General features: G+C 70.4%; 24 protein-coding genes. 14 read left to right on the top strand and 10 right to left on the bottom strand.

Annotation, left to right across the window (positions count from 1 at the left end; all coding sequences use genetic code 11):
- Positions 1-17 precede the first annotated feature (17 nt).
- Complete coding sequence (locus tag EV192_RS17460) at positions 18-950, top strand: oxidoreductase (RefSeq protein WP_132116453.1); 933 nt, start codon at positions 18-20, stop codon at positions 948-950.
- Between the two features lie 268 nt (positions 951-1,218).
- The gene (locus EV192_RS17455; RefSeq protein WP_132116451.1) at positions 1,219-1,863 is read left to right on the top strand and encodes a class I SAM-dependent methyltransferase; all 645 of its coding nucleotides are present in this window, start codon (positions 1,219-1,221) and stop codon (positions 1,861-1,863) included.
- Here the strand turns inward: EV192_RS17455 and EV192_RS17450 are convergent.
- Entirely contained in the window at positions 1,841-2,980 is a 1,140-nt protein-coding gene (locus tag EV192_RS17450; protein WP_132116449.1) for a tyrosine-type recombinase/integrase, read from the bottom strand. The two genes, EV192_RS17455 and EV192_RS17450, sit on opposite strands and share 23 nt — an antisense overlap.
- A gap of 55 nt (positions 2,981-3,035) precedes the next feature.
- On the bottom strand, positions 3,036-3,623 hold the full coding sequence (locus tag EV192_RS17445; RefSeq protein ID WP_132116447.1) for a TetR/AcrR family transcriptional regulator: 588 nt from the start codon (positions 3,621-3,623) through the stop codon (positions 3,036-3,038).
- Positions 3,624-3,763: 140 nt separating this feature from the next.
- Between EV192_RS17445 and EV192_RS17440 the strand changes: the two genes are divergently transcribed.
- Together EV192_RS17440 and EV192_RS17435 are read left to right on the top strand one after the other, a co-directional pair.
- Complete coding sequence (locus EV192_RS17440; protein WP_132116445.1) at positions 3,764-5,134, top strand: MFS transporter; 1,371 nt, start codon at positions 3,764-3,766, stop codon at positions 5,132-5,134.
- On the top strand, positions 5,131-5,982 hold the full coding sequence (locus EV192_RS17435) for an NmrA family NAD(P)-binding protein (RefSeq protein WP_132116443.1): 852 nt from the start codon (positions 5,131-5,133) through the stop codon (positions 5,980-5,982). Before EV192_RS17440 ends, EV192_RS17435 begins: the two co-directional genes overlap by 4 nt.
- Positions 5,983-6,453: 471 nt before the next feature.
- Here the strand turns inward: EV192_RS17435 and EV192_RS17430 are convergent, their stop codons facing one another.
- Together EV192_RS17430 and EV192_RS17425 are read right to left on the bottom strand one after the other, a co-directional pair.
- On the bottom strand, positions 6,454-7,641 hold the full coding sequence (locus tag EV192_RS17430) for a winged helix DNA-binding domain-containing protein (RefSeq protein WP_132116441.1): 1,188 nt from the start codon (positions 7,639-7,641) through the stop codon (positions 6,454-6,456).
- Positions 7,642-7,654: 13 nt separating this feature from the next.
- Positions 7,655-8,236, bottom strand: a complete 582-nt coding sequence (locus EV192_RS17425; RefSeq protein WP_132116439.1) for a TetR/AcrR family transcriptional regulator — start codon at positions 8,234-8,236, stop codon at positions 7,655-7,657.
- A 62-nt stretch (positions 8,237-8,298) separates the two neighbouring features.
- Between EV192_RS17425 and EV192_RS17420 the strand changes: the two genes are divergently transcribed.
- On the top strand, positions 8,299-8,790 hold the full coding sequence (locus EV192_RS17420; RefSeq protein WP_132116437.1) for an FBP domain-containing protein: 492 nt from the start codon (positions 8,299-8,301) through the stop codon (positions 8,788-8,790).
- Here the strand turns inward: EV192_RS17420 and EV192_RS17415 are convergent.
- Together EV192_RS17415 and EV192_RS17410 are read right to left on the bottom strand one after the other, a co-directional pair.
- A complete protein-coding gene (locus EV192_RS17415) occupies positions 8,787-9,428 on the bottom strand; it encodes an SRPBCC family protein (RefSeq protein ID WP_132116435.1) in 642 nt (213 codons plus the stop codon). The two genes, EV192_RS17420 and EV192_RS17415, sit on opposite strands and share 4 nt — an antisense overlap.
- An 86-nt stretch (positions 9,429-9,514) precedes the next feature.
- Positions 9,515-10,804: a glycoside hydrolase family 18 protein gene (locus EV192_RS17410; RefSeq protein WP_132116433.1), complete on the bottom strand. Its 1,290-nt coding sequence runs from the start codon at positions 10,802-10,804 to the stop codon at positions 9,515-9,517.
- A 228-nt stretch (positions 10,805-11,032) separates the two neighbouring features.
- Here EV192_RS17410 and EV192_RS17405 point away from each other — a divergent pair, with 228 nt between their 5' ends.
- The 5 genes from EV192_RS17405 to EV192_RS17385 all read left to right on the top strand — a co-directional run bounded on the left by EV192_RS17405 (position 11,033) and on the right by EV192_RS17385 (position 16,480).
- Entirely contained in the window at positions 11,033-11,626 is a 594-nt protein-coding gene (locus EV192_RS17405) for a PadR family transcriptional regulator (RefSeq protein WP_132116431.1), read from the top strand.
- Between the two features lie 81 nt (positions 11,627-11,707).
- Entirely contained in the window at positions 11,708-12,676 is a 969-nt protein-coding gene (locus tag EV192_RS17400; RefSeq protein ID WP_132116429.1) for an ATP-binding cassette domain-containing protein, read from the top strand.
- The gene (locus EV192_RS17395; RefSeq protein WP_132116427.1) at positions 12,673-13,455 is read left to right on the top strand and encodes an ABC transporter permease; all 783 of its coding nucleotides are present in this window, start codon (positions 12,673-12,675) and stop codon (positions 13,453-13,455) included. Before EV192_RS17400 ends, EV192_RS17395 begins: the two co-directional genes overlap by 4 nt.
- Positions 13,452-15,755, top strand: a complete 2,304-nt coding sequence (locus EV192_RS17390) for a DEAD/DEAH box helicase (RefSeq protein ID WP_243726894.1) — start codon at positions 13,452-13,454, stop codon at positions 15,753-15,755. Before EV192_RS17395 ends, EV192_RS17390 begins: the two co-directional genes overlap by 4 nt.
- Complete coding sequence (locus EV192_RS17385) at positions 15,752-16,480, top strand: SWIM zinc finger family protein (protein ID WP_132116425.1); 729 nt, start codon at positions 15,752-15,754, stop codon at positions 16,478-16,480. The genes EV192_RS17390 and EV192_RS17385 overlap by 4 nt, the downstream gene beginning before the upstream one ends.
- Here EV192_RS17385 and EV192_RS17380 read toward each other — a convergent pair.
- Both EV192_RS17380 and pdxR read right to left on the bottom strand, forming a co-directional pair.
- On the bottom strand, positions 16,444-17,277 hold the full coding sequence (locus tag EV192_RS17380) for a PhzF family phenazine biosynthesis protein (RefSeq protein WP_132116423.1): 834 nt from the start codon (positions 17,275-17,277) through the stop codon (positions 16,444-16,446). The genes EV192_RS17385 and EV192_RS17380 overlap by 37 nt on opposite strands.
- Positions 17,278-17,325: 48 nt before the next feature.
- Positions 17,326-18,717 carry a MocR-like pyridoxine biosynthesis transcription factor PdxR gene (pdxR, locus tag EV192_RS17375; RefSeq protein WP_132116421.1) on the bottom strand — a complete coding sequence of 464 codons (1,392 nt, stop codon included), beginning with the start codon at positions 18,715-18,717 and terminating at the stop codon, positions 17,326-17,328.
- Between the two features lie 66 nt (positions 18,718-18,783).
- Here pdxR and EV192_RS17370 point away from each other — a divergent pair, with 66 nt between their 5' ends.
- The 3 genes from EV192_RS17370 to EV192_RS17360 are packed head-to-tail and all read left to right on the top strand — an operon-like array spanning position 18,784 to position 21,531.
- On the top strand, positions 18,784-19,992 hold the full coding sequence (locus EV192_RS17370; protein WP_132116419.1) for an MFS transporter: 1,209 nt from the start codon (positions 18,784-18,786) through the stop codon (positions 19,990-19,992).
- Entirely contained in the window at positions 19,989-21,113 is a 1,125-nt protein-coding gene (locus EV192_RS17365) for an epoxide hydrolase family protein (protein WP_132116417.1), read from the top strand. Before EV192_RS17370 ends, EV192_RS17365 begins: the two co-directional genes overlap by 4 nt.
- Before the next feature lie 34 nt (positions 21,114-21,147).
- On the top strand, positions 21,148-21,531 hold the full coding sequence (locus tag EV192_RS17360) for a nuclear transport factor 2 family protein (protein ID WP_132116415.1): 384 nt from the start codon (positions 21,148-21,150) through the stop codon (positions 21,529-21,531).
- Here EV192_RS17360 and EV192_RS17355 read toward each other — a convergent pair.
- Positions 21,447-22,967, bottom strand: coding sequence for an FAD-dependent monooxygenase (locus tag EV192_RS17355; RefSeq protein WP_243726893.1), 1,521 nt, complete (start codon positions 22,965-22,967; stop codon positions 21,447-21,449). The genes EV192_RS17360 and EV192_RS17355 overlap by 85 nt on opposite strands.
- Between EV192_RS17355 and EV192_RS17350 the strand changes: the two genes are divergently transcribed.
- Complete coding sequence (locus tag EV192_RS17350; RefSeq protein ID WP_132116413.1) at positions 22,962-23,336, top strand: hypothetical protein; 375 nt, start codon at positions 22,962-22,964, stop codon at positions 23,334-23,336. The two genes, EV192_RS17355 and EV192_RS17350, sit on opposite strands and share 6 nt — an antisense overlap.
- Here the strand turns inward: EV192_RS17350 and EV192_RS17345 are convergent.
- Positions 23,327-24,277 (bottom strand): sigma-70 family RNA polymerase sigma factor, encoded by a 951-nt coding sequence (locus EV192_RS17345; protein WP_132116411.1) that lies wholly within the window; start codon positions 24,275-24,277, stop codon positions 23,327-23,329. The two genes, EV192_RS17350 and EV192_RS17345, sit on opposite strands and share 10 nt — an antisense overlap.
- Between the last annotated feature and the right edge of the window lie 112 nt (positions 24,278-24,389).

Below are 24,389 nucleotides of genomic sequence, written 5' to 3'. Positions count from 1 at the left end.
GTCGCGAAAGGAGTTCGATGAGTACCAAGTGGACCGCGGCGGACATCCCGGACCAGACCGGCCGGGTTGCCGTCGTCACCGGGGCCAACAGTGGCCTCGGCCTGGTCACGGCCAGAGAGCTGGCCCGCGCCGGGGCCGAGGTCGTGCTCGCCTGCCGGGATCCGAAACGCGGCGCGGACGCCGCGGCCGCGGTCCGTGCGGTGGCGCCGGCCGGAAAGATCACGCCACAGCGGCTGGACCTGGCGTCGTTGGTGTCGGTGCGGGAGTTCGCCGAACTGATCGGCAAGGAGTACGACGGGCTGGACCTGCTGGTGAACAACGCGGGTGTGATGGCGTTGCCGCGCCGGGAGACCGTGGACGGCTTCGAGGCCCAGTTCGGCACCAACCACCTGGGGCACTTCGCGTTGACCGGCCGGCTGTTCGAAATGCTGGCCGCCCGGCCGAACTCGCGGGTGGTGACCGTGTCCAGCGGCCTGCACCGGATGGGCCGGATCGACTTCGACGACCTGCAAGGCGCCCACGGGTATCGCAAGTGGGGCGCGTACGGCCAGTCGAAGCTGGCGAACTTGTTGTTCGCGTTCGAACTGGACCGTCGTTCGGACTCGGTGCGTAGCTACGCCGCACACCCCGGCTACGCCGCGACGAACCTGCAGTCCACGAGCGCGAAGGCGTCCGGCAGAACGCTCGACAGGTTGGTCATGACCGTGGGCAACGCGTTGTTCGCGCAGCCGCAGGATATGGGAGCGTTGCCTAGCCTGTACGCGGCCACGTACCCGGATCTGCCCGGCGCCAGCTTCGTCGGCCCGAAGGGGTTGTTCGAGCAGCGCGGCCACCCAGGCGTGGTGCACGCCGCCAAACCGGCCTACGACCAGGACGTGGCCCGTCGCCTGTGGGAGGTGTCCGAGGAGCTCACCGACGTGCGATTCCCCGTGCCGTCATCGACATCGTGAACTGGGTGCCGGTGGTCGGTTACGCGAACGTCCCCGGCTGACGGCGGCCCTGCTCGATTGACTGCGCGACCGGGGCATCGACTGAATACCGCCTGGATGCCGTTCACACCCGGCTAGGTCGTCATCCGGCTGTTCCGCGAAAACAGTCGTGACTGGTTCGAGCCGGGTGCGTCGCGTCACCTCGGTCTGCATCTGGACCAGTCGACGTCCAGGATCACCGGCCGGACTCGGCAGCCTTGGCGCCGTGGCTGGGTGGGACCATGGCCGGATGACCGCATTCGTCCGGGCCCACACGCGGCTGTCGCACGCCCCGCACGTTCCCGAGATCGCGTTGTACCTGGCGGAGGACGCGTTCGACCTGTGGGAGCGGGTGGAGGCGGAAGTGGGGCAGGCGGGGCTCGCGCCGCCGTTCTGGGCGTTCGCGTGGGCGGGCGGGCAGGCACTGGCGCGGTACGTGCTCGACCATCCGGGGATCGTGGCCGGCAAACACGTTCTCGACCTCGCCTCCGGCTGTGGGGTGGTGGCGATCGCCGCGGCCAAGGCGGGCGCCGCGCGGGTGGTGGCCAACGAGATCGACCCGTTCGCCATCGACGCCATCCTGCTGAACGCCGACGCCAACGACGTCACCATCGAGACCGAGCTCGGTGACCTGGTCGACGGGGACGCCGACGGCGCCGAAGTGCTGCTGGCCGGCGACATCTTCTACGACAAGGCGATGACCGCGCGGATGATGCCGTTCATCCAGCGGCTGCGGCGGCGCGGCGCGACCGTCTTGGTCGGCGACCCGGGTCGGGCGCACCTGCCGAGGGAGCGGTTCACCGAACTGGTCCGCTACGACGTCCCGGTGCCCCGGGCACTGGAGGACTCCGAGGTGAAGACCACGATCGTGTTCACTCCGGCTGATGGCGGCTGATCACCGACGCGAGCGTGTACACCGGCGAGGAGTCCAGCTTGTGACGGGCCGCGTCGTAGCCGCGGGTGACGCGAATGTCGTTGTGGGACAACAGGTCCTGCACCTTCTCGATCGGGACGCCGTTGGCCAGCAGGGTGGTGGCCACGGTCCGCCGTGAGGTGTGCGGGGTGATGCTGTCGGCGGCGGCCAGCCCGGCGTCGCGGGCGTACCGGCGCATCGCCAGCCACACGTCCCGTTGGGTCAACGGACGGCCACCCGGCCGGGCGGGATCATGCGGATGCGGGGTCGTGACCAGCAGCGGGCCGGTCATCGTGCCCGCACGTTCGGCGCGCAACGCCAGATACGCGTCGAGCGCCGCCAGCACCGGGGGCGCGAGCGGCACGAAGTCGCGGGTCTGGCCTTTCTTGGTGTACCACAGGATCCGGTGGCCGCGGTCGTGACCGAGGTCGTCCACCTGGGCCGCGGTCACCCCGGACACGCGTAGTCCGGTGTGGAACATCAGCGACAGCAGCGCCGAGTCACGGTGGGCGGCCTCGGTGCCCAGGCGCGCCGCGCGCCGGGCCACGTGGTCCAGCAGCGTCGCCGTCTCGGCCTCGCCCAACGCCGGAAACGGGGACTGGCGGTCCACCTTGGGCCGTTTCACCGCCGACACCGGATTGCGGTCGGCGACCTCGTTGTCCTCCAGATACTGGTACCAACTGGACACCGCGGCCAGCCGGCGGGCCACAGTGGACGATGACGCCGGCCGAACCGACCCGTCCTTGCCGACAACCGTGATCGTGGCCTTCCACCCGTCCACATCGGCCCGCCGCGCCGCCAACGGATCCAACCCGGTGCGGTCACACCAGTCCAACCACGCGGCCACATCCGCGAAATACGCGCGACGCGTGTGCTCGGTCTTGTCCGCCTCAAGCCACAACACAGTCAACGCGCGGATCCCATACCGCTCAGCGGGGTCCGCGGGCGGCAACGCCGGCAGCGACGCCACGGCCTGCGCCAACATGGCCCGCAACATGGCCGGTTCAACGCTGGCGGGGATGACAAGCTTGGGCAACTGGCGGATCAGGTCGCCGGACACCCCGTGATCATCCCATAACGACCACCACACAGCGGTCATTTCACGGTGCCCACGCCGAAGACTCGACCACAGCTCCGGCGTTGCCGCGGGGTGATCACGGTGTTGGGCGCAACCCGTTGAGGATCAACGCGATCAGCCGGTCGACCAGGGCGGGGTCGGCGCCGGCGTCCTTCTCGGCGGCCATCGCGATTCCGTTCACCAGTTTGAGCAGGTCACGCATGTTGACGTCGGCGCGGATCACGCCCGCCTGCTTGGCCCGGTCGCCCAGCCGGTCGGCCGCTTCGAGCACCATCGTGTGACAGCTGCGGGCGACTTCCGAGCCCTGTTCGTGCAGCGCGACCACCAGCGCGCCGGCCAGGCCACGGTAGGTGATCGACTGCTCGACGACCTGCCGCATGAACGTCCGCAGGGACTCCTCCGGGTCGGTGCCCTCCGCCAGTTCGGCGGCGACCGCGACCATGAGGCTGATCCGCTGGACGAACACGGCCTCGATCAGGTCCGTCCGGGTGGGGAAGTGCCGGTAGAGCGTGCCGGAGCCGACCCCCGCGCGTTTGGCGATGTCGTCGAGGGGCGCGTCGGTGCCGTGCTCGGCGAACGCCGCCTTGGCCGCGTCCAGCAGCCGGTCGTAGTTGCGTCGGGCGTCCGCGCGCATCGGGCGTGCGGGACCCACCGTACCTGTCATTCGATCACCACCCCTTGTCAAACGGGGACTGTCTCCGTATGTTGGACCAGGTAACCGGAGATTGTCCCCGCTTAGCGTCGACGTGTCCAACGCCGGACTCTTCCTGACGCCCATTGTCCCGCAAGGAGCGCGGTACACCCATGTCCACCTCCACCGCCCCGGGCACCTCCCGGATCCGCGCCGCGAATCCGGCCGTCACCCTGGCGATCATCGTCACCTGCCAGCTGATGATCGTGCTGGACGCGACCGTCATGGTCATCGCCCTACCGCGCATCCAGGCCGGCCTCGGCTTCTCCGCCGCCGGGCTGTCCTGGGTGCAGAACGCCTACATGCTCGCGTTCGGTGGGCTGCTGCTGCTCGGCGGCCGCGCCGGCGACATCCTCGGCCGCCGCCAGGTGTACGTCACCGGCATCCTGCTGTTCACCGCCGCCTCACTGGCCGGCGGCCTCGCCCAGAGCCCCGCGTGGCTGCTCACCGCTCGTGTCGTGCAAGGCGTCGGCGGCGCCTTGGCCGCGCCCGGCGCGCTGGCGCTGATCAACACGACGTTCGCCGAAGGCCCGGCGCGCACCCGCGCGGTCGGCATCTACTCGACTGTGTCCGGATCGGGCGCGGCGATCGGCATGCTGCTCGGCGGGCTGATCACGTCGGTCGGATCCTGGCGATGGGCACTGTTCATCAACGTGCCCATCGGCCTGGCGATCGCCGCGGCCGCGCCGCTGGTGATCCGCGAGACCGAACGCCGACCCGGCCGCTTCGACCTCGCCGGCGCGCTCACCTCGACCCTCGGCATGGCCAGCCTGGTGTACGGGTTCATCCGTGCCGCCGACGCCGGCTGGGGCGACCCGGGCACGATCGCCGCGTTGGTGCTCGCCGCAGGGCTGCTCGCCGGCTTCATCGCGACCGAGGCCCGGGTGGCCCAGCCGATCGCGCCGCTGCGGCTGTTCACCGAACGGTCCCGCGCCGCCGCGTACCTGATCATGACGCTGCTGCCCGCGGCGATGTTCGGCGCGTTCTTCTTCCTCACCCAGTTCCTGCAGCACCAACTGCGGTTCACGCCGCTGCAGGCCGGGCTGGGGCTGCTCCCGCTGCCGGCGGTCATGATCGTCGTCGTCCGGCTGGTGCCCCGCCTGCTGCCCCGCTACGGGCCGAAACCGATGGTGATCACCGGAATCGGCCTCGTTCTGGCCGCTGACCTGTGGCTGTCGCGGCTCGGCCCGGACAGCCAGTACCTCACCGGCCTGCTGGTCCCGATGCTGCTGCTGGGGGTCGGCGTCGGGACCGCCTTCCCGCCGACCAGCCTCACCATCCTCAACGGCGCCGGCCCGGCCGACGCCGGCGCCGCGTCCGGCGCGATGCAGGCACTCCAACAGACCGGGGGAGCGGTCGGCCTCGCCGTCCTGGTGACGGTCGCGGCCGGCGGCGCCAGCCTCGGCGGCACGTTCGTGGTCAGCGCGCTCTTCGCCGCGGCCGCACTGTTCAGCACGTTTCTTTTCCCAAGGAGGACAGCATGATCCTGGTCACCGGAGCGACCGGCAAGCAAGGCGGTGCGACCGCCCACGCCCTGCTGGCCCGCGGCGAGTCCGTCCGCGCGCTCGTCCGCGACCCGCACACCCCGGCCGCCCGGGCCCTGGCCGACGCGGGGGTGGCGTTAGCCGTCGGCGACCTGGCCGACCGGGCGTCCGTGGACACCGCACTGTCCGGAGTGGACGGAGTGTTCAGCGTCCAGGCCCGCGCCGAGAACGAAGCCCAGTGCGCCATCACCCTCGCCGACGCCGCGGCCGCGGCCGGCGTCGAGCACATCGTGCACACCTCGATGGCCGGCGCCGACCGCATCGCGAACGCCGACGGCTGGGGCGTCAAGTGGCAGATCGAGGAACACATCCGAGCCCTCGGCCTGCCCGCCACCATGCTGCGACCGGTACGGTTCATGGAGAACCTGCCGAACACAGTGGACGTCCACACCGGACAGCTCCGCGACCTCTGGGCACCAGACCAGCAGGTACAGATGATCGCCGTGCACGACATCGGCTGGTTCGCCGCGGCCGCGTTCGCCGACCCGGACACCTACGCCGGCCACGCCTGGGAGCTCGCCGGCGACGAACTCACCCACGAGCGGATGATCGCCGCCGCCCGCGCGTCCACCGGCCGGGACATCACCTACGTGCACGAGAACCCCGACGAGTTCGCCACCCGCAACGGATACCCCATCGCGAACATCCGCGCCGTGGTCGAGTTCCTCGCCGACGGCTGGCAGGCCGACATCCCCGCCCTGCGGGCACTGCACCCGGACCTGATGGACTTCGACGCCTGGCTCACCCACACCGGCAAAGCCCACTTCGACACCCGACTCACCTCCTGAACCGAAGCACGCCCAGCAGCTGATCGGTGGCCCACTCGCGGGGTGACCGGACACGCACGAGTCGGCGGCAGGCCTGGACCTACTCAGGAGACAACAGCGGGTCGACGGGAACCTCCCCCTGCTCGCCCGCTGCCGTCCTGACACAGCACCACTGGCCCGCCGCCGACCCGTGCGTGACAGCGAGATGAGCCCCCGGCTCGGCCGGCAACCCACACCAGTCCGGACCTCTCCGCCAGCCGGCGCTCAAACCCCGCCGCCGCTGCCACCGCCGACGAGCGGTGGTAGCGGCGGCGGGCTGCCGGTGACTACAGCAAACTGCCGGTGCGCCCGTCGCAGGTCGCATTCCAGAACGTTGGAGAGGACCGAGCCCCCTGCCCACGCGTGCCACAGGTCGACACGTCGGCCCGACCTTCCGCGAGCACCCGGGCGCGCGCAGAACCACCACAGGCGCGACATTTGCCGGGCCGAGGGCTACCGGTCGGAACTTGAGGACAGCTCTCGTTCCAAGGGTGTACGGAACCGTGGTGTGATCCGCACGTCGCCCAGCCACAGGCGCAGCCGCTCCGCTTCGGCCGCGATCGTGGCTGTGGTGTCGGCTCCGACGTCCTCAAGCAGGCGCACCGCGATCTCGCCCGATGGGTGCTGCGCCCAGCCGCCCACTGTTCGGCCGTCGCACCACACTGTCGGGCCGATGTTGCCGGACCGGTCGAACAGGGCCCGGGCGTGGCCGCCCAGGAACCAGTCGCGGGACTGCCAGCCCATCGGTGTCGGATCCAGACCGGGCAGCAACGCCACCCACGGCGCCGGCTCGGCCACTGGGGCGAGGTCGTCGGCCAAGGCGATGCCGTCGACACCGTCCAGGTCGACCTCGACCGGCCCGAGTTCGGCCAGTGCCTTCTTGGTCTGCCCCACTGTCCAGCCGGCCCACCATCGCAGGTCCGCGACCGGTGCCGGGCCGAAGGCGCGCAGCCACCGCCGCGCCAACTCGACCCGCGCGGACTCCGCCGACCACACCTCCGGGCGACCGGGTAACCATGTGTCCAACGTGGACCACGAATACTGGCCGCTGAGCCACGACCCGCGCGGCCGGCCCCGCACGATCCGCCCGTCCGCCGCCAACAACCCCAACACCCGCGAGGTGATGTAGGCAGTCCCGCCGTAGCTTTTGCCCGGCGCGTACACCAGTTCGGTACGCAACCGTGGTTCGTCGGCCGCCAACTCCGCCGCGGTCGCCGCACCGCGCGTGGCCAACGCCGCCACCACGGCATCCTCCACATCGGACAGCCAGGCCGCGGTCCGGCCCGCCTCGGCCAACGCCTGCACCAGCCCTCGTCGCTCCCGGGCCGCGACATCCCTGGTGCACGCCTCCTGCACGACCGGCACCAACCCGGACCGCACCACGAACATCGTCCGGCGCATCCCGAGCATCCGCACCAGCACGCGATCCTCGTACAGCGCCCGCTCCACCCCGGTCACGTCCGGCACGCGCGACCTCGCCGCGACCGACAAGTGCACAGTCGCCGGATCGGTGGCATGCAACGCGACCAACCCGTCAGCTATCGACTCAACAGCGGCAACCGGCTCGACGGCCTGCGCCTTGGCCGCGAGCAGGTGCCGCACGCCCAGCCGGGCGCGGCGCTGTCGCACATCGATCCGCATGGTCGTCTTTTTATCAGCCGGCACCGACAGTTTCCGGTGGCCAGTTCCGTAACACGGCATCCAGCGCGTCCAGCGCCCTGGTCCACGAGGCCTCCGCGGCGCGCCCCCGGACGAATCCGCCCGCCGTCTCCAGGCTCACATACCCGTGGAACACGCTGTGCAGCAACCGCACCGCGTCCGTCTCAGCCGGCTCGGCCAGCCGATAGCCGCGCAGGATCGCCCGCGTCATCTCCGCGTGCCGGACAGCGGCGGCGGCCACCGCGGACTCCGGGTCAAGCTCCCTCCGCGCGGCCGTGTACCTGCCTGGATGCCGCTTCGCGTAGTCCCGGTAGGCGTTCGCGAACGCCACCAACGCGTCCTTACCCGACCGGCCGGCCAACGCCTCGGCCACCCGGTCGGCCAGTTCCTCCAGGGCCAGCACCGCCACTCGGACCCGCAGGTCCCGGGCGTTCTTGATGTGGGAGTACAGGCTGGCGTCCTTGACGCCGAACCCGCGCGCGAGCGCCGAGACGGTCACGTTGTCGAAGCCGACCTCGTCGGCCAGGTCCGCCGCCGCCTGGGTCAGGCGCTCCACGGTCACCCCAGTGCGTGCCATAACCCCATCCTAGAGGTATTAAGCATTTGCCTAATACCTCTAGGCGAGTTAGCTTCGGAGTCATGAGACCAGTCACCGAGCGCGACATCCGTGCCTCGTTCGTCAACTGCACCAAAGGAGAGGCGAAACGGCTGACCGTCCCCCGGGACCTGGCCGGCCGGCCGTGGGACGACCTGGACTTCCTCGGCTGGCAGGACCCGGCCGCGCCGGAACGCGCCTACATTGTCGCCGAGGACGGCGACGGGTTCGTGGGAGTTGCGCTGCGCCGAGCCGCGCAGTCGGGGCGGGTGCGGCGAGGCATGTGCGCGCTGTGCCTGACCACGCACACGGCAGGCGGCGTCTCATTGATGACCGCGCGCAAGGCCGGCCGCGACGGACAGCAGGGCAACTCGGTCGGGTCGTACATGTGCACCGACCTGGCCTGCTCGCTCTACCTGCGCGGGAAGAAGGACGTCGAACCCGGCGCCCGGCTGCCCGAGTCGCTCACCCTGGCCGAGCAGGTCGACCGCACCCTGGCCAACCTCGCCGGATTCCTCCGCACGGTCACCGGCTAGCTCTCCGGCGGTGTCGTGTAGAACGCGGTGACCCGGTCGGCCGCCGCGTTGGCCTCGTCGGCGGGGGTGCCGGCCGCGATGCTCTCGTCACGCCACAGCTCGCTGCTCGACGTGACGAACCCCAGGCCCTCCGGGGACATCATGAACGCGATGACCTCCTGCGGGTCCACCCGCTCGCCGCCGCTGGTCAGGTGCAGGGTGAGGCCCATCAGCATCCCGTCCCAGCCGACGCCGACCGCGCCCGGACCGAACTCCGCCCAGCGCTTGTCGTCCACGTGCGCCACGTGTTCCAGTTCGAACCGGGCCCGGCCATCCGGATCGGCCGACAGCCGCACCTCGATCCAGGACACCTCGCCGCCGTACTCCCAGGTCGCGGCGAAGCTCTTCGGTGGGTCGCATCGTTCGACCGTGCCGCCCGCGTTGCCCGTGAGCTGGTACTGGCCGCCGACGCGCAGCTCACCAGTCACCGGCAGGAACCAACGGGGAATGCGGTCGACGTTCGTGCACGCGTCCCACAGGTCCTTGATGTCGGTGTCGTAGGACTGGCTGAGAGTCAGCACACGGGCCTCGCCCGCCTCAAGGACGCGCGTGCCGACGTGCCGGCGCACGGCGCTGATCTGCTGGGTCACATCGATCATGCGGCCAAGCTACAGACCGCGCTTATATAAGTCAATGTCGATAATGAGACCGGGGCGGACCCGACCCGCCCCGGCTCCTGGTCAGATCAGTGCCGCAAACCGTTGTGCAGAGCGGAGATCAGCTCACCGTTGGCGGTGTCGCCGTCCAGCGACCAGATCATCGCCCCGCCCAGCCGGCGGTCGGTGATGAACCGGGCCTTGCGCTTCATCTCCACCGGGTCGTCGTAGGTCCAGAACGTCGACCCGTCGAAGATCCACGCGTGCCCGGACCGCTCGTCCCGGTACACCTTGAACTTCCCGGCCGTGACCAGGTCCTTCAACGCCTTGTAGTCCTCGGTGCCGGCCTCGAACGTGGCCGGGGCCGGTCCGGTCGACGGCTGGAACAGCCCGGCGTTCTTGTTGGTCACGCCGGTCCAGCCGTGGCTGTAGAACGGCACGCCCATCACGACCTTGTCGCGCGGGGCGCCCCGGGACAGCACCGCGTCGATCGCGGTCTGGTCGCTGAAGTTCAACTTGGTCGGGTCGGCCGCGGGGGAGCGCAGCGCCGACTGCTGGTTGGTGGTCGGCTCCCACGTGCCGTGGAAGTCGTAGCCCTGGATCGTGCCGAACGTCAGCAGCGAGAACACCTTGGCCGTCTCGAAGCCCGCGTCCAGCTTGACCGGGTTGGCCGGCAGGAACGCGGTCAGGTCGTAGGACCGGTGCGTCCGCAGCCCCAGCCGGAACAGCTGGATGCGGTACTCCAGCAGCAGCTTGGTGAAGTTCTGCTTGTCCTGCGGCCGGATCACGTTGCCGGTGTTGCCCTCGCTGCCCGGCCACTCCCAGTCGATGTCGATCCCGTCGAAGATGCCCGCGGCCACGCCGGGACCGGCGATGTCACCCTTGAGCCACTGGTCCAGACACGACTTGACGCTGGCCGCCCGCGACTGCGGGGTGAGCGCGGCGTCGGAGAAGTACTTCGACCCGGTCCAGCCGCCGATCGAGATGTTGATCCGCAGCTTCGGGAACTTCTGCTTGAGCAGCCTGAGCTGGTTGAGGTTGCCGGCCAGCGGCTGGCCGGGCTGGTCGGCCTGGCCGTTGACGCTGTCCGCGGCGGGGAACGGACGCTGGAAGTCCGCCCACGGGTCCGCGCTGACACAGTTGCCCTGCGCGTCCAGGAAACCGAACGCGTAGTTCAACGTGGTCAGCTTGGCCGCGGCCCCGCTGACCACCAGATTACGCAACGGAACATTGCGGGCGTAAATGCTCCACTGTGTGTAATAACCGACGGTTCGCGCACGGTCGAACTGGTGCGCCTGCGCGGGCGGCGCGACCGCCCCCGCAACGAGCGACAAGGCGCCGGCCAGCAAGACCGAAGCACCCCATCTCTTCCTCGACATGGTTCTCCTCCAGCCGGCGACGCATGGTCCAGACCACCGTAGATTTGCGGTCTAGACCATATCTACAGCCGAACGGCTTAACACCCGGAAATGGCGGAACCTGGCCGGACGTCATTGTTGTCGGTGATGTTTCGCCCACTATTCTCCCGAGCCGGCGCGAAACGTTGTTCCGGGCCGGACGTGGGTGGTGACCAGGCGTGTCGCGGGCGATCACTAAGCTCGACAGGTATGTCGGCGACACGGCTGCTGGTGCTCGGTCTGGTGCGGGGGTACGGGCGCGCCCACGGGTACCTCATCGGGAGCGACCTGCTCGCGTGGGGCGCCGACGAGTGGGCGAACGTCAAGTGGGGCTCGATTTACCACGCCCTCAAGCAGCTCACCAAGAGCGGGCACCTGCGTGACGACTGGGTCGCGCCCGGCCGCACCGACTACGAGCTCACCGAACTGGGCGAGCAGGAGTTCCAGAAGCTGCTGCGGACCGCGATCAGCCGGCCCGAGCCCCGGCCGGACATGCTCGGCGCCGGCCTGGCCCTGCTGCCGGCGCTGTCCCGGGCGGACGCGATCGAACTGCTGGAGAAGCGCCGTGAGGCGCTGCTGGCCGACCAGGACAACGCCCGCGCGCAGCTGCGCCGTTCCCCGGATCGGCCCCCGCACGTGTGGGAGCTGTTCTCGCTGTGGGAGCACACGGCGGAATCCGGGTTGGCCTGGACACAGGGCGTGATCGACCGGCTCACCTCGGGCGCGTACCCGATGGCCGGCGAACCCGGGTCGCCCGGCAAGCCCGGGAGCTGGGGCGCGTTGCGGGCCGAGCTCGACCGGTAGCTATTCAAGTTTGCATATGGCCGGACAAGTCGGGCATACTGCGGATCCGGCATTCAAGTTTTAATACAGAGTGGGGTACGGATGCACAACAGGCTTGCGGTCGCCGCTGAGGGGCTGCGCAAGCGGTACGGCGACCACCAGGCTCTCGACGGGTTCGACCTGACCGTGGCGGAAGGCACGGTCTGCGGGCTGCTCGGCCCGAACGGCGCGGGCAAGACCACCGCGGTCCGGATCCTGGCCACCTTGCTGCGGTTCGACGGTGGCCGCGCCGAGGTCGCCGGCTTCGACGTGGCCCGCCAGGCGGTCCAGGTCAAACGCAAGATCGGCCTGGTCGGCCAGCAGACCGCGGTGGACGAGATCCTGACCGGCCGCCAGAACCTGGAGATGTTCGGCCGGCTGTTCCACCTGAGCACGCGCGACGCCCGGCGCCGCGCGGACGAACTACTCGACCAGTTCGGGCTCACCGACGCCGGCGGGCGCGCGGCCCGCACGTACTCCGGCGGAATGCGTCGCCGCCTGGACATCGCGGCGTCGATGATCCTCGCCCCGGCCGTGCTGTTCCTGGACGAGCCCACCACCGGGCTGGACCCACGCGGCCGCAGCGAGGTGTGGGACGCCGTGCGGGCCATGGTCGGCGCGGGCACGTCCGTGCTGCTGACCACGCAGTACCTGGACGAGGCCGACCAGTTGGCCGACCGGATCTCGGTGATCGACGCCGGCCGGGTGATCGCCGAGGGCACCCCGGACCAGCTGAAGGCCAAGCTCGGCGGGGACCGGATCGACGTGCTCGTGTCCACCAGTGCCGACCTGGACCGGGCCAGCGGGATCATCGGCCGGCACGCTGACATCGACAAGGAGAAACTGCTGATCAGCGTGCCCGTCACCGACCGGGTCGCGGCGCTCACCGAGATCGCCCAGGCCCTGCGCGACGGCCACGTCGACATGGCCGACCTCGCGCTGCGCCGGCCCACCCTGGACGAGGTCTTCCTGCACCTCACCGAGAAGGCCGACAGCGCCGACAAGACCGACAAGACGGAGGTGCCGGCATGACGTCGCTGCGCTGGGCGATCGCCGACGGGTGGACGATCACCCGCCGCGACCTGATCCACTGGGTGCGCGACCCCACCCAGGTGATCTTCGGGGTGCTGTTCACCATCATGATCGCGCTGATGTTCGCCTACCTGTTCGGCGGCGCCATGATCGTGCCCGGCGGCGGGAACTACCGGGAGTTCCTGGTGCCCGGCATGTTCGGGATGAACATGCTGTTCGGGATCGGCGCGACCATGGAGGCGGTGCGCAAGGACATCGACCGGGGCGTCACCGACCGGTTCCGGTCCATGCCCATGTCCAACTCCGCGGTCCTGCTCGGCCGCAGCCTCGCCGACATGCTCAACTCGACACTCGTGCTGCTGGCGCTGGTCGGCTGCGGGCTGGCGATCGGGTGGCGGCCCAACAACAGCGTCGGCGAGACCGCGCTGGCGTTCGCGCTGCTGTTGCTGGTGCGGTACGCGTTCGTCTGGCTGGGCATCTACCTGGGCCTGGTGGTGAAGACGCCGACCGTGGTGCAGACCCTGGAGTTCCCGGTCGGGTTCCTGGCCAATGTGTTCGTGGCGCCCAGCACAATGCCGGCCTGGCTGGGAACCATCGCCGACTGGAACCCGTTGTCGTCCACGGTAGCCGCCATCCGGGAACTGTTCGGCAACCCGGGCTGGGGCGGCGACTCCTGGGTGACACAGCACGCGGTGCTGATGGCGTTCGTGTGGCCGGTGGTGATCCTCGCGATCTTCTTCCCGCTCGCCGTTCGCCGCTACTGGAGGTTGAGCAGTTGATCGATTTCGAACCGGCCGATCCGCCGCGTTCGAGCACGTTTCTCGTCGACGGCGCCCGGGTCTCGGTGACCCGGGCGCTGCCGGCGCTGCTGCGTGCCGAACAGTGGCGCGACCGGACCCGGCGCGCGCTGGAACTCATCGCGGACGGCAAGCTCGTGCCGGCGATCTCACCCGCCGGCTATGACATGTGGCGCGTCGACGGGCTGCCCGGCGAGTTCTACGACGCCATCGCCGACACCCTGCCCCGCACACCCGCCGCGCACCTGGTCATCGGCGGCGCAGCCTACGCGGCGCAGGAGCCGCAGCTCATGCCGCGCGACCAGGTGTCGTTGCGGGTGACCGTGGACCTCGAACAGATGCGGTTCCAGGCCCGGATCGTGACCGACGAGTGGAATGCCGACGCGTTCCTCGCGGTCCGGCGAGCGGCGATGGTGTGGCCCGCGCTGGAACGGTTCCTGGACATGGCCGTGCCCGGCGAACTCGTCCTGTCCGACGGCGAGATCGCCGAACTGCTGGGCGGCGCGGTGACCCGGCTGGCCGAGGCCGGGATGCCAGTGGCATGGCCGAGCGAGATCGCCCGCGAGCTGACCGCGACCGCCCGGATCAGCGGCGAACCCACCTCGTTCGACCTGGGCTGGCAGTTCGACCTGAACGACCGGCGCCTGTCGGACACCGAACTGGACCTGCTCGCCGAAGCCCACCGGCCGCTCGTGCGGATCCGCGACCAATGGGTCCTGGTGGACCCCGCGCTGGCCCGCAAGGCCCGCGACCGTGTCCTCAAACCACTGTCCACGATGGACGCGATCAGCGCGGCGCTGACCGGAACCACCGAGGTCGACGGCGACTACGTGGCCGTCCGGTCCACCGGGTGGCTGGCGGCGCTCAAAGAACGCATCGCGAACCCGGACGACGGAGAGGACGTCGAGCAGCCCGAGGCGCTCGCCGCGACCCTGCGCGACTACCAGCTGCGCGGCCTGCGCTGGCTGGACCGGATGACGTCACTGGGTCTCGGCGGCTGCCTCGCCGACGACATGGGCCTCGGCAAGACGATCACCCTCATCGCGTTGCACCTGCGCCGCGGTGGCCCGACCCTCGTGGTCTGCCCGGCGTCGCTGCTGGGCAACTGGGAACGCGAGATCACCCGGTTCGCCCCCGGCGTCCCGGTCCGGCGCTTCCACGGCACCGCCCGGGACCTGGCCGATCTGGACGGCTTCGTGCTCACCACGTACGGCACCATGCGCGTCGACGCGGACACGCTGGCCGAGCAGCCCTGGGATCTCGTCGTCGCCGACGAGGCCCAACACGTGAAAAACCCCCAGTCCAGCACGGCCAGGGCGCTGCGGACGATCCCGTCCACCGCGCGAGTGGCGTTGACCGGCACCCCGGTGGAGAACTCCCTGGCCGAGCTGTGGGCGATCCTGGACTGGACCACCCCCGGCCTGCTCGGCCCGCTGGCCGGATTCCTGACCCGCTGGTCGGACACGCCGGCGGAACTCGGCCCGCTGGTCCGGCCGTTCCTGCTCCGACGCCGCAAATCCGACCCCGGGATCGCCCCCGAACTGCCGCCGAAGACCGAGACCGACCACCCGGTCGACCTCACCCGCGAACAAACCGGCCTGTACGCGGCGCTTGTCCGGGAGACCATGGCCGAGATCCGCGCCAGCAGCGGCATGGCCCGCCGCGGCCTGATCATGACCCTGCTCACCGGCCTCAAACAGGTCTGCAACCACCCCGCCCAGTACCTCAAGGAAGCCAACCCCACCCTGGCCGGCCGGTCCGGGAAACTGGAACTGCTCGACGAACTGCTCGACACGATCCTCGCCGAGGACGGCTCGGTGCTCGTGTTCACCCAGTACGTCACCATGGCCCGGTTGCTGCAACGCCACCTCGCCACCCGCGAGCTCCCCACCCAACTCCTGCACGGCGGCACCCCGGTGGCCACCCGAGAGGACATGGTCCGCCGGTTCCAGGACGGCGCGACACCCGTGTTCCTGCTGTCGCTCAAGGCCGCCGGCACCGGCCTGAACCTCACCCGCGCCGACCACGTCGTGCACTACGACCGCTGGTGGAACCCGGCCGTGGAGGACCAGGCCACCGACCGCGCCTACCGGATCGGCCAGACCCGGCCGGTCCAGGTGCACCGGCTGATCGCCGAAGGCACCCTGGAGGACCGGATCGCCGACATGCTGCGCGCCAAGAAACACCTCGCCGACACCGTGCTCGGCACCAGCGAGACGGCACTGACCGAACTGTCCGACGCCGAACTGGCCGACCTGATCGAACTGCGGGGGACAGGATGACCCAGGCACGCGGATTCCCCGCGTTCGGCAAAAGCACCCGGCGGGCCAGGTTCGCCCGGTCCTGGTGGGGCAACGAGTGGATCACCGCGATCGAGGACGCGGCCCTGGACGAACAGCAGTTGCGGATCGGCCGCAAGTACGCCACCGCCGGGCAGGTCGGGCCGATCACGGTCAGCCCCGGCCGGATCGCGGCCACGGTGTACGGCGCCGACCGCACCCCGCACACCACGACCGTCCACATCGCACAGTTGACCGACGCCGACTGGGCCCGGCTCCTTGACTGGATAGCCATCAAGGCCGGGTACATCGCCGCCCTGCTCGACCGGGACATGCCGCGCGAACTGGCGAGCGCGGACGTGTCCCTGCTGCCGGCGATGACCGACCTGGAACCGACATGCGACTGCGACGGCTGGGAACTGCCGTGCCGGCACGCCGCCGCACTGTCCTATCAGGTCGCGTGGCTGCTCGACGAGGACCCGTTCGTGCTGCTGCTCATCCGCGGCCGCGGCGAACAGGAACTGCTCGACGACCTGGAAGTCCGCAACGGCCCGCCCGAGTCGATGATGCGCTACCTCGTCATCGACGCCGCCGCCCGCGCCCGCGCGCTGCTCGCCGGGGAGGAGCTACCGGAGTTGACCGAGGACCAGGACGCGGCGAGGTGGGCGGAGACCTATCCCGAGCTGCGCGCTCACCTCACCGCGGCCACCGGCCGGGAACTGCCCTGAAGCTGGCCGTCCAGCACCACCACCGCGGTCCCGGTGAGCAGCACCCGGTCGCCCCGGACCTCCGTGCGCACCACGCCCGTGCGCGCGGAGGCCTGTAGGCCCACCAAGGTCGTGCGGCTGAGCCGCTCCGCCCAGAACGGCGCCAGCGCGGTGTGCGCGCTGCCGGTCACCGGGTCCTCCGGGATGCCGTCGTTCGGGGCGAAGAACCGGGACACGAAGTCGTACTCGGCAGCCTGTGCCGTGACGATGAACCCCCGGACATCGTGCTCACGGCCGATCCGCGCCACCGCGCCGAAATCGGGCGCCAACGAACGTACGGTCCGCTCGTCCGACGCCACGGTCAGCAGGTCACCCAGGGCGCCGGTGGTGTACGCGGCGGTGATCTCGCAGCCCAACGCTTCGCCCAGGCCGTTGTAGACCGGGATCTCGGTGGTGGGGGAGGCCGGGAAGTCCATCGTGAGCGTGCCGTCCGCGGCGGTCTGCACAGTGAGGATCCCGCTGAGGCTGCTGAACGTCACCGTCGCGGGCGTGCCACGGTCGACGTGCAGGGCGTGCGCGGTGGCCAAGGTGGCATGCCCGCACATCGTGACCTCACGCACCGGCGTGAACCACCGGATGCCGTAGTCCGCGCCGTCCACGTTCGGCAGCGCGAACACCGTTTCGGACAGGTTCATCTCCACCGCGAGCCGCTGCATCCACTCCACGTCGGGCCAGGTGTCGCCGTCCAGCAGGCACACCGCGGCCGGGTTGCCCCGGAACGGCTGGTCGGTGAACGCGTCGATGATCCGGATACGCATACCGCGACGGTAAACGCCCCGGCCCTGCTCGTCGAAGGCCAATCGGCGCTAATTGGTCTCCCGTAACCGGCGGAGCCCCTCGGTGATCTTCGCGCCCGGGATCGCGCCGTACCCGATCACCAGGCCCTGCTGCGGCGGCCCGGCACAGAAGTCCGCCAGCGCCTGCACCCCGACCCCGGCCGCGGCGGCCCGCTCGACCACCGGCCTGACGTCCACAGTGGACCGAGCGCACAGGTGCAGGCCGGCGGCCGACGGCACCAGCTCCAGCCACGGGAAATCCCGCCGCAACGTCGAGACGATCAACGCGTGCCGGGCGGCGTACTCCCGGGTGGCCTTGCGGATGTGCCGCGCGAGCAGGCCCTCGTCCAGGAACTGCGCCAACGCGCCCTGCGTGATCACGTCGCCGTGCCAGTCGGTGAGCTGCTTCGCGGTCCGCAACGCCGGCAGCAACGACGCGGGCGCGACCAGGAAACCCGTCCGCAGCATCGGCAACAGCGTCTTGGAGAACGACCCGACGTACACCACCCGCCCGCCGCGGTCGATGCTCTGCAACGGCTGCAACGGACGATCGGAGAACCGGTACTCGCTGTCGTAGTCGTCCTCCACCACGACCGCGTCATGCCGGTGCGCCCACGACAGCAACGCCGTGCGCCGCGCGAGGGACATCGGCGTGCCCAACGGGAACTGGTGCGACGGCGTCGTGTACACCAGCCGCGCGTCGCTCGGCAACGACGCCACATCCAAGCCCTCGCCGTCCACCGGCACACCGACCACACGCGCGCCCAACGACGTGAACAGCCCCCGCGCGGGCACGTACCCCGGCTCCTCGATCGCCACACAGTCACCGGGCTCCACCAGGACCCGGCCGATGACGTCCAACGCCTGCTGCGCGCCCTGCGTGACGATCACGTCGTCCGCGCCCGCCTGCACCGAACGCGACACACCCACATACCGCGCGATCGCCGCGCGCAGCCGCACGTGCCCCGCTGGGTCGACATAGCCCGCGTCCCGGACAACCGTCGACCGCAGTTCCCGCGCGACCAACCGCCGCCACGTCTCCAGCGGGAACAGCCGCCCGTCCGGGACGCCGAGCCGGAAGTCGAACTCGTGCCGGGGTGAACGGACCGGTGCCGGGATCGCGTCCCACAACGCACGCGGCTTGGCCTCCCCGTGCGCGGCCCGCCGCTCGGCGCGTTTGACCGGTTGCGTGCTGACGAACGTGCCCGCGCCGACCTTGCCGACCAGGAAGCCCTCGGCGGTCAACCGGTCGTACGCGTCAGTGACCGTGGTGCGGGACACCTCCAGCCGCTTCGCCAGCTCACGGGTGGGCGGCAGCCGCTCACCCGGTCGCAGCCGGCCATCCAGAATCGCGTCCAGCAGCGACCGGTAGATCCGCGCGGACAGGTCACCGCGGCCGGCGAGGCTGACATGAATGTCCATTGGTCTGTTTCACTTGGCAGGAATTGGCTGTAACAACCGACCAATGTAGCGCATACCGTACTGGCCATGCGCAGACTCGCAGCAGCCCAGCTGGCCAACTCGATCGGTGACGGCGCGTTCTACGTGACCTCCGCGCTCTACTTCACCCGGGTGGTCGGGTTGTCCGCGACACAGGTCGGGCTCGGCCTGACCATCGCCTGGGCGGTCGGCTTCACCGCCGGCGTGCCCCTCGGCCACCTCGCCGACCGGTACGGCCCGCGCCGGCTGGCCCTGCTGCTGGCGCTGACCACCGCCGGCGCGATCACCGTGTTCCAGTTCACGCACGGCCTGCTCGCGTTCATCCTGGCCGCCTGCCTGTACACCAGTTGCCAGTGCGGCCTCACCGCCGCCCGGCAGGCACTGCTCGCCGGCCTGGTCGAACCGGCGCACCGCACCGAGGCCCGCGCCGGCATCCAGGCGGCGGTGAACGGCGGCCTCGCCCTGGGCGCCGGGCTCGGCGGGCTCGCGCTGTACTTCGACGTCACCGCCGCGTACATGGCCGTGTTCGCCATTGACGCCGTCAGCTTCCTGGTGTGCGCGCTGATCCTGCGACCGCTGCCCGAGGTCCGGTCCACGCCGTCCGCCGGCCCGAAGCTCGCCGTGCTGCGGGACAAGCCGTACGCGCTGCTGTCCTTCCTGAACATGATCATGCTGCTGCACGTTCCGCTCATCACCCTGGCGATTCCCCTGTGGATCGTGCAACGCACCGACGCCCCGCGCTGGATGGTGTCCGCGTTGCTCGTCATCAACACCATCACCGTGGTCCTGTTCCAGATCCGGGTCGCACGCAAGGTCGTCGACCTCAAGTCCGCCGCGCGGTCCAGCCGGTTCGCCGGGGTCATGCTGCTGGCCGCGTGCGTGGTGTTCGCGCTCACCGGGATCGGCCTGTCCGCGTGGGTCGCCACCGCCGTCCTGATCGTCGCCGCGCTGCTGCAGACGGTGGGGGAGATGGCGCAGTCCGCCGGCGCGTGGCAGATCAGCTTCGACCTCGCGCCGCCCGACAAGCACGGCCAGTACCAGGGCCTGTTCGGCAACGGCCTCGCGGTGGCCCGGGTGATCGCGCCACTGCTGCTGACCACGCTCATCCTGGCCTGGGGAATGCCCGGCTGGATCGTGCTCGGCGGCGTGTTCCTGGTGACCAGCCTCGTCATCGGGCCCGCGGTGCGCTGGGCCGAACGCTCCCGCGCCACGAACGCGGGAAACGCCCTCGACGCCGAGACTACTGTCGTAGTGTGACCATTGAGCCCTTCCGGATCGACATCCCCCCAGCCGACCTCGACGACCTGCGCGACCGGCTCGCCCGCACCCGCTGGCCGGATCACCTCGCCGGGGTCGGCTGGGACTACGGCGTGCCGCTGGACTACCTCAAAGAGGTCGCCGAGTACTGGCGCACCGGCTACAACTGGCGCGTCCACGAGGCACGCCTCAACGAGCTACCCCAGTTCACCACCGAGATCGACGGCCAGAACATCTACTTCCTGCACGTCCGCTCGCCCGAACCGGACGCGTTGCCGCTGCTGCTCACCCACGGCTGGCCCGGCTCGGTCCTGGAGTTCCTCGCCACGCTCGGCCCGCTCAGCGATCCGCGATCGCACGGCGGCGACCCCGCCGACGCCTTCCACCTGGTCATCCCCGCGATCCCCGGGTTCGGGTTCTCCGGACCCACCACCGACACCGGCTGGCACATGGGCCGCGTCGCCGACGCCTTCGCCAGCCTCATGGCCCGCCTCGGCTACCACCGGTACGGCGTGCAGGGCGGCGACTGGGGATCGGGCATCTCCCGGATACTGGCCGCTCAGCACCCCGACCACGTGGTCGGCGTCCACCTGAACTTCCTGCCGTTGCCACCCGGCCAACTGCCGGAACTGCCCGATCTGACCGAGACGGACGCGGCCCGGATCGAGGCGATGCGGAGGTACGCCGCCAACCCGCCCGGCTACCTGCGCCAGCAGTCCACCCGCCCGCAGACCCTCGCCTACGGCCTGGCCGACTCGCCAGTGGGCCAGCTGGCGTGGATCGCGGAGAAGTTCCGGGAATGGACCGACCCGGCCAGCACCATCGCGGTCGACGACCTGCTCACCAACGTGATGCTGTACTGGCTGACCGGCACCGCGAACTCCTCGGCCCGGCTCTACTACGAGTCCGTGTCCTTGCGCGGCAAACCGATCACGTTCACCGCACCCCTGGGTGTCGCGGTGTTCCCGCACGAAATAGTGCCCGCGGTGCGCGCGTTGGTCGAACAGCAGTACACGGTCACCCACTGGTCGGAGTTCGACCGCGGCGGCCACTTCGCCGCACTGGAAGTCCCCGACCTGTTCGTGCCGGACGTTCGGGCGTTCTTCCGCGCACACCGTTGACCTGCCGTCGACGTCAACCACTACCGTCGGCCCGATGACCGACCTGCTCGCCCACGACGCCCGCTTCTTCACCGCACTGACCGCCGCCGACACCGCCGAACTGGAAACGTTGCTGCATCCGGACTTCCTGCTCGTCGCCGTCGGCTCCGGGGCGGTGGTGACGAAGTCCGAGCTGATCGACGCGGTCGCGACCGGGGCGATCCGGTTCCAGGCGATCACGGCGTTCCCCGATGAGGCGACTGTGCGCCACATCGGGGACGTCGGCATCGTCGTCGGCCGCACCGCCATGGAGCTCGCCGGACCGGACGGCACGCCGTTCACCACCGCCAGCCGCTACACCCACGTGTTCGCGGGAAGCCGACTGGTCTCGGCCCAGGGCACCACCATCGAGTCGCCCGAACCCACCCACGAGACGTAGCCGTCCGGCCGGATCAGGATCCGCTCGACCCCTGGCGCCGCACCGGTTTCCACGCCGATGTCGGACGGGACCGGCTCGGCCACCACCCGGTCCACACCGGACACGTCCGGACCCTCAGCGGCCAGGTCCAGCAGCACCGCACGGCCGGGCCGCAGCAGCGCGCTCACCTGGGTCACGGTTCCGTCCGCCAGGCGCAGGCTCAGGTCCGGCATCCGCTCACCCACCAACGGTTCGCCCGACCCGAGCGGATAGCGAATGTCCAAACCGGACATCAGCCCGGCCAGATACCGGTTCGTGTCCGGCAACCGCACCATCTCGGTCAGGATTTCCCGCAACGCGACCGCGTCCGGATCACGCGGCGGCATCACCGCGCGCTGCGCCTGGGTGACCGTCAGCACCCGGGCCGCGACCGGGTGGCGTTCATCGTGGTACGTGTCCAGCAGGCCCTCGGGCGCGGTGCCGTGCACGTGCGCGGCGAGCTTCCAGCCGAGGTTCATCGCGTCCTGGACACCCAGGTTGAGGCCCTGCCCGCCGAGCGGCGAGTGGATGTGGGCGGCGTCGCCGGCGAACAGGACCCGCCCGTGCCGATACCGGGCCAGCTGCCGGGTGGCGTCGGTGAACCGCGTCCCCCACCGCAACCGGCCGATCCGGGTGTCCGGACCGTGCACAGCGACCAACGCCCGGGACACCTCCTCGGCGGTGACCGGCGTCGAACGGGGGAGCGTCTGCTGTTCCGGGCCGCCGAACACCACCCGGTACAGCCCGTTCTCCTCGCCCGGCCCGTACAGCGGGTGCAGCATCATCCAGTAGTCCCCGCCCGCTTTCACGAGCCGGCTGATGTGCTCCACCGTCGTCGGCACGGTCACCGACCGCGCGGTCAGTTCGATGTCCGCGGTGACCGCCTTCATCGTGCCCGGCCGGCCCGGGAACTCCGCGCCGGTGAGCGACCGGATCGTGCTGTGCGCGCCGTCGCACGCAACCAGGTACTGGCCCTGGATCGACGAGCCGTCGTCGAGCGTGACCGTGACACCGTCGTCGGACGTGTCCATCTCGACGACGGACGTCGCCCGCCGCACGGTCACCCCCAGCTCGGCGAGCCGGTTCTCCAGGACCGACTCGATCCGGTCCTGCGGGATCAGCGCGCCACCGGGATAACGGGTCCGCCACGGGCGGACGTCCAACCCGACCGGCAGGCCCGCGAAGTGCGCGCCGACCACCTCCCGGCGGATCGACCGGGCGGCCATGTCGGCCATCAGCCCCCGCATCGCGAACACCTCGGCGGTCCGCGCGTTCACCCCGCCGCCCCGGGACTGGCCGCTGGGCTCCGCCTGGCGTTCCACCACCCGCACCGCGACCCCGGCCAGTGCCAGTTCGGCCGCGAGCATCAGCCCGGTCGGACCGGCCCCGACCACGAATCGCCGCTGGACGCGTTGCACCGCCAGTTCCGTGCCGCGCTGGACGAGCGTGACGCGATCACCGGCCTGTGCGACCACCCGAACGTCGTCGCGTTCTACCGGCTGATCCTCGAAACCCCGTCCCTGCGCTCAGCCCTCACCGGGTTTCTCGTCCGCTCCGAACGCGCACTCGCGCAAGCACTGCAGGAAACCGCGCCCGACGGCGAACTCGCCCACGCCGCAGCACACCTGGCCGCCGTCCAGATCGCCGCCATCCGCGTCACGCTGTCGCAGCAGAACCAAGCCCGGATCATCGCCGGCGAAACCGCCGACGAACTCGCGCCCCGCGCGATCGCCGAAGCCGACCTCGCGTTCGACCTGCTGCGCAACGGCCTGCGGACCTACAGCTGAGCCGGCAGGCCGAACGCCTCGAACAGCGACAGGTCGAAGAACGACACCGCGTGCGTCACCCGGTCCGCGCCGAGCGTGAGCACCTCCAGTTTGAACTTCCGGTACACACCGTCCGCCGGGTCACGCATGTACGTGGCGAACCCCGGCTGCCCGTTCGCCGCGATCGGCACCAGCCGCAGATCCCCGGCCCGCGTCGCCGGACACCACGTCGCGACCAGCCGCGCGATCTCCCGCGCACCGCGATACCAACTGGTGAACGGCGGCATCTCCATGACCGCGTCCTCGGCGAACAACGTCACGATCGCCTCGATGTCGTGGTTCTCGAACGCCCGCACGAACCGGTCCAGCAGGTCCCGCTGCTTCGCGTCGACCGGCTCAGCCATCATCGTGTCGCGGTCCGGCGACGCCGCGTCCAACTGGGCGCGTGCGCGCTGCAACGAGCTGTTCACAGCCGCCGTGGTCATCCCCAACACGTCCGCGACCTCGGCCGCACGCCACTGCATGACGTCCCGCAGGATCAACACCGCCCGCTGCCTGGGCGGCAGATACTGCAGGGCCGCGATCAACGCGAGCCGCACGCTCTCGCGCGAACACGCCTCGGTGGCCGCGTCCGGGATCGGCTCCACCCACAGCACACCGTCCACCTCGACCGGCGGACGCGACGCGTCCGCGCTCGGCCCCAGGTCCGTCGGCATCGGCCGGCGGCGGTGGCTGTCCAACGCGTTCAGGCACGTGTTCGTCGCGATCCGGTACAGCCAGGTCCGCAACGTCGACCGGCCCTCGAACGACGCCTGCGCCCGCCACGCGTTCAGCAGCGTCTCCTGCACCAGGTCCTCCGCCTCGTGCACCGACCCCGTCATCCGGTAGCAGTGCGCGAGCAACTCCGGCCGGAACGGCGCGAGCTGCGCCTGGAAGTCGACATCAGGGGCTGCGCTGGTCACGTGTGAACTCCTCCGCCGGGACAAGCCGTCATCACTACTGACCGTACCGATCACGGAAACTCATCGCCGGCCCGATGACTTTCCGCCACGAGATCTGTCTGACCTGATGACG

The organism is Actinocrispum wychmicini, assembly GCF_004345645.1.
GTDB lineage: Bacteria > Actinomycetota > Actinomycetes > Mycobacteriales > Pseudonocardiaceae > Kibdelosporangium > Kibdelosporangium wychmicini.
Note: the sequence above shows the minus strand (reverse complement) of the source record. Positions and strands in the feature narration are given on the sequence as shown.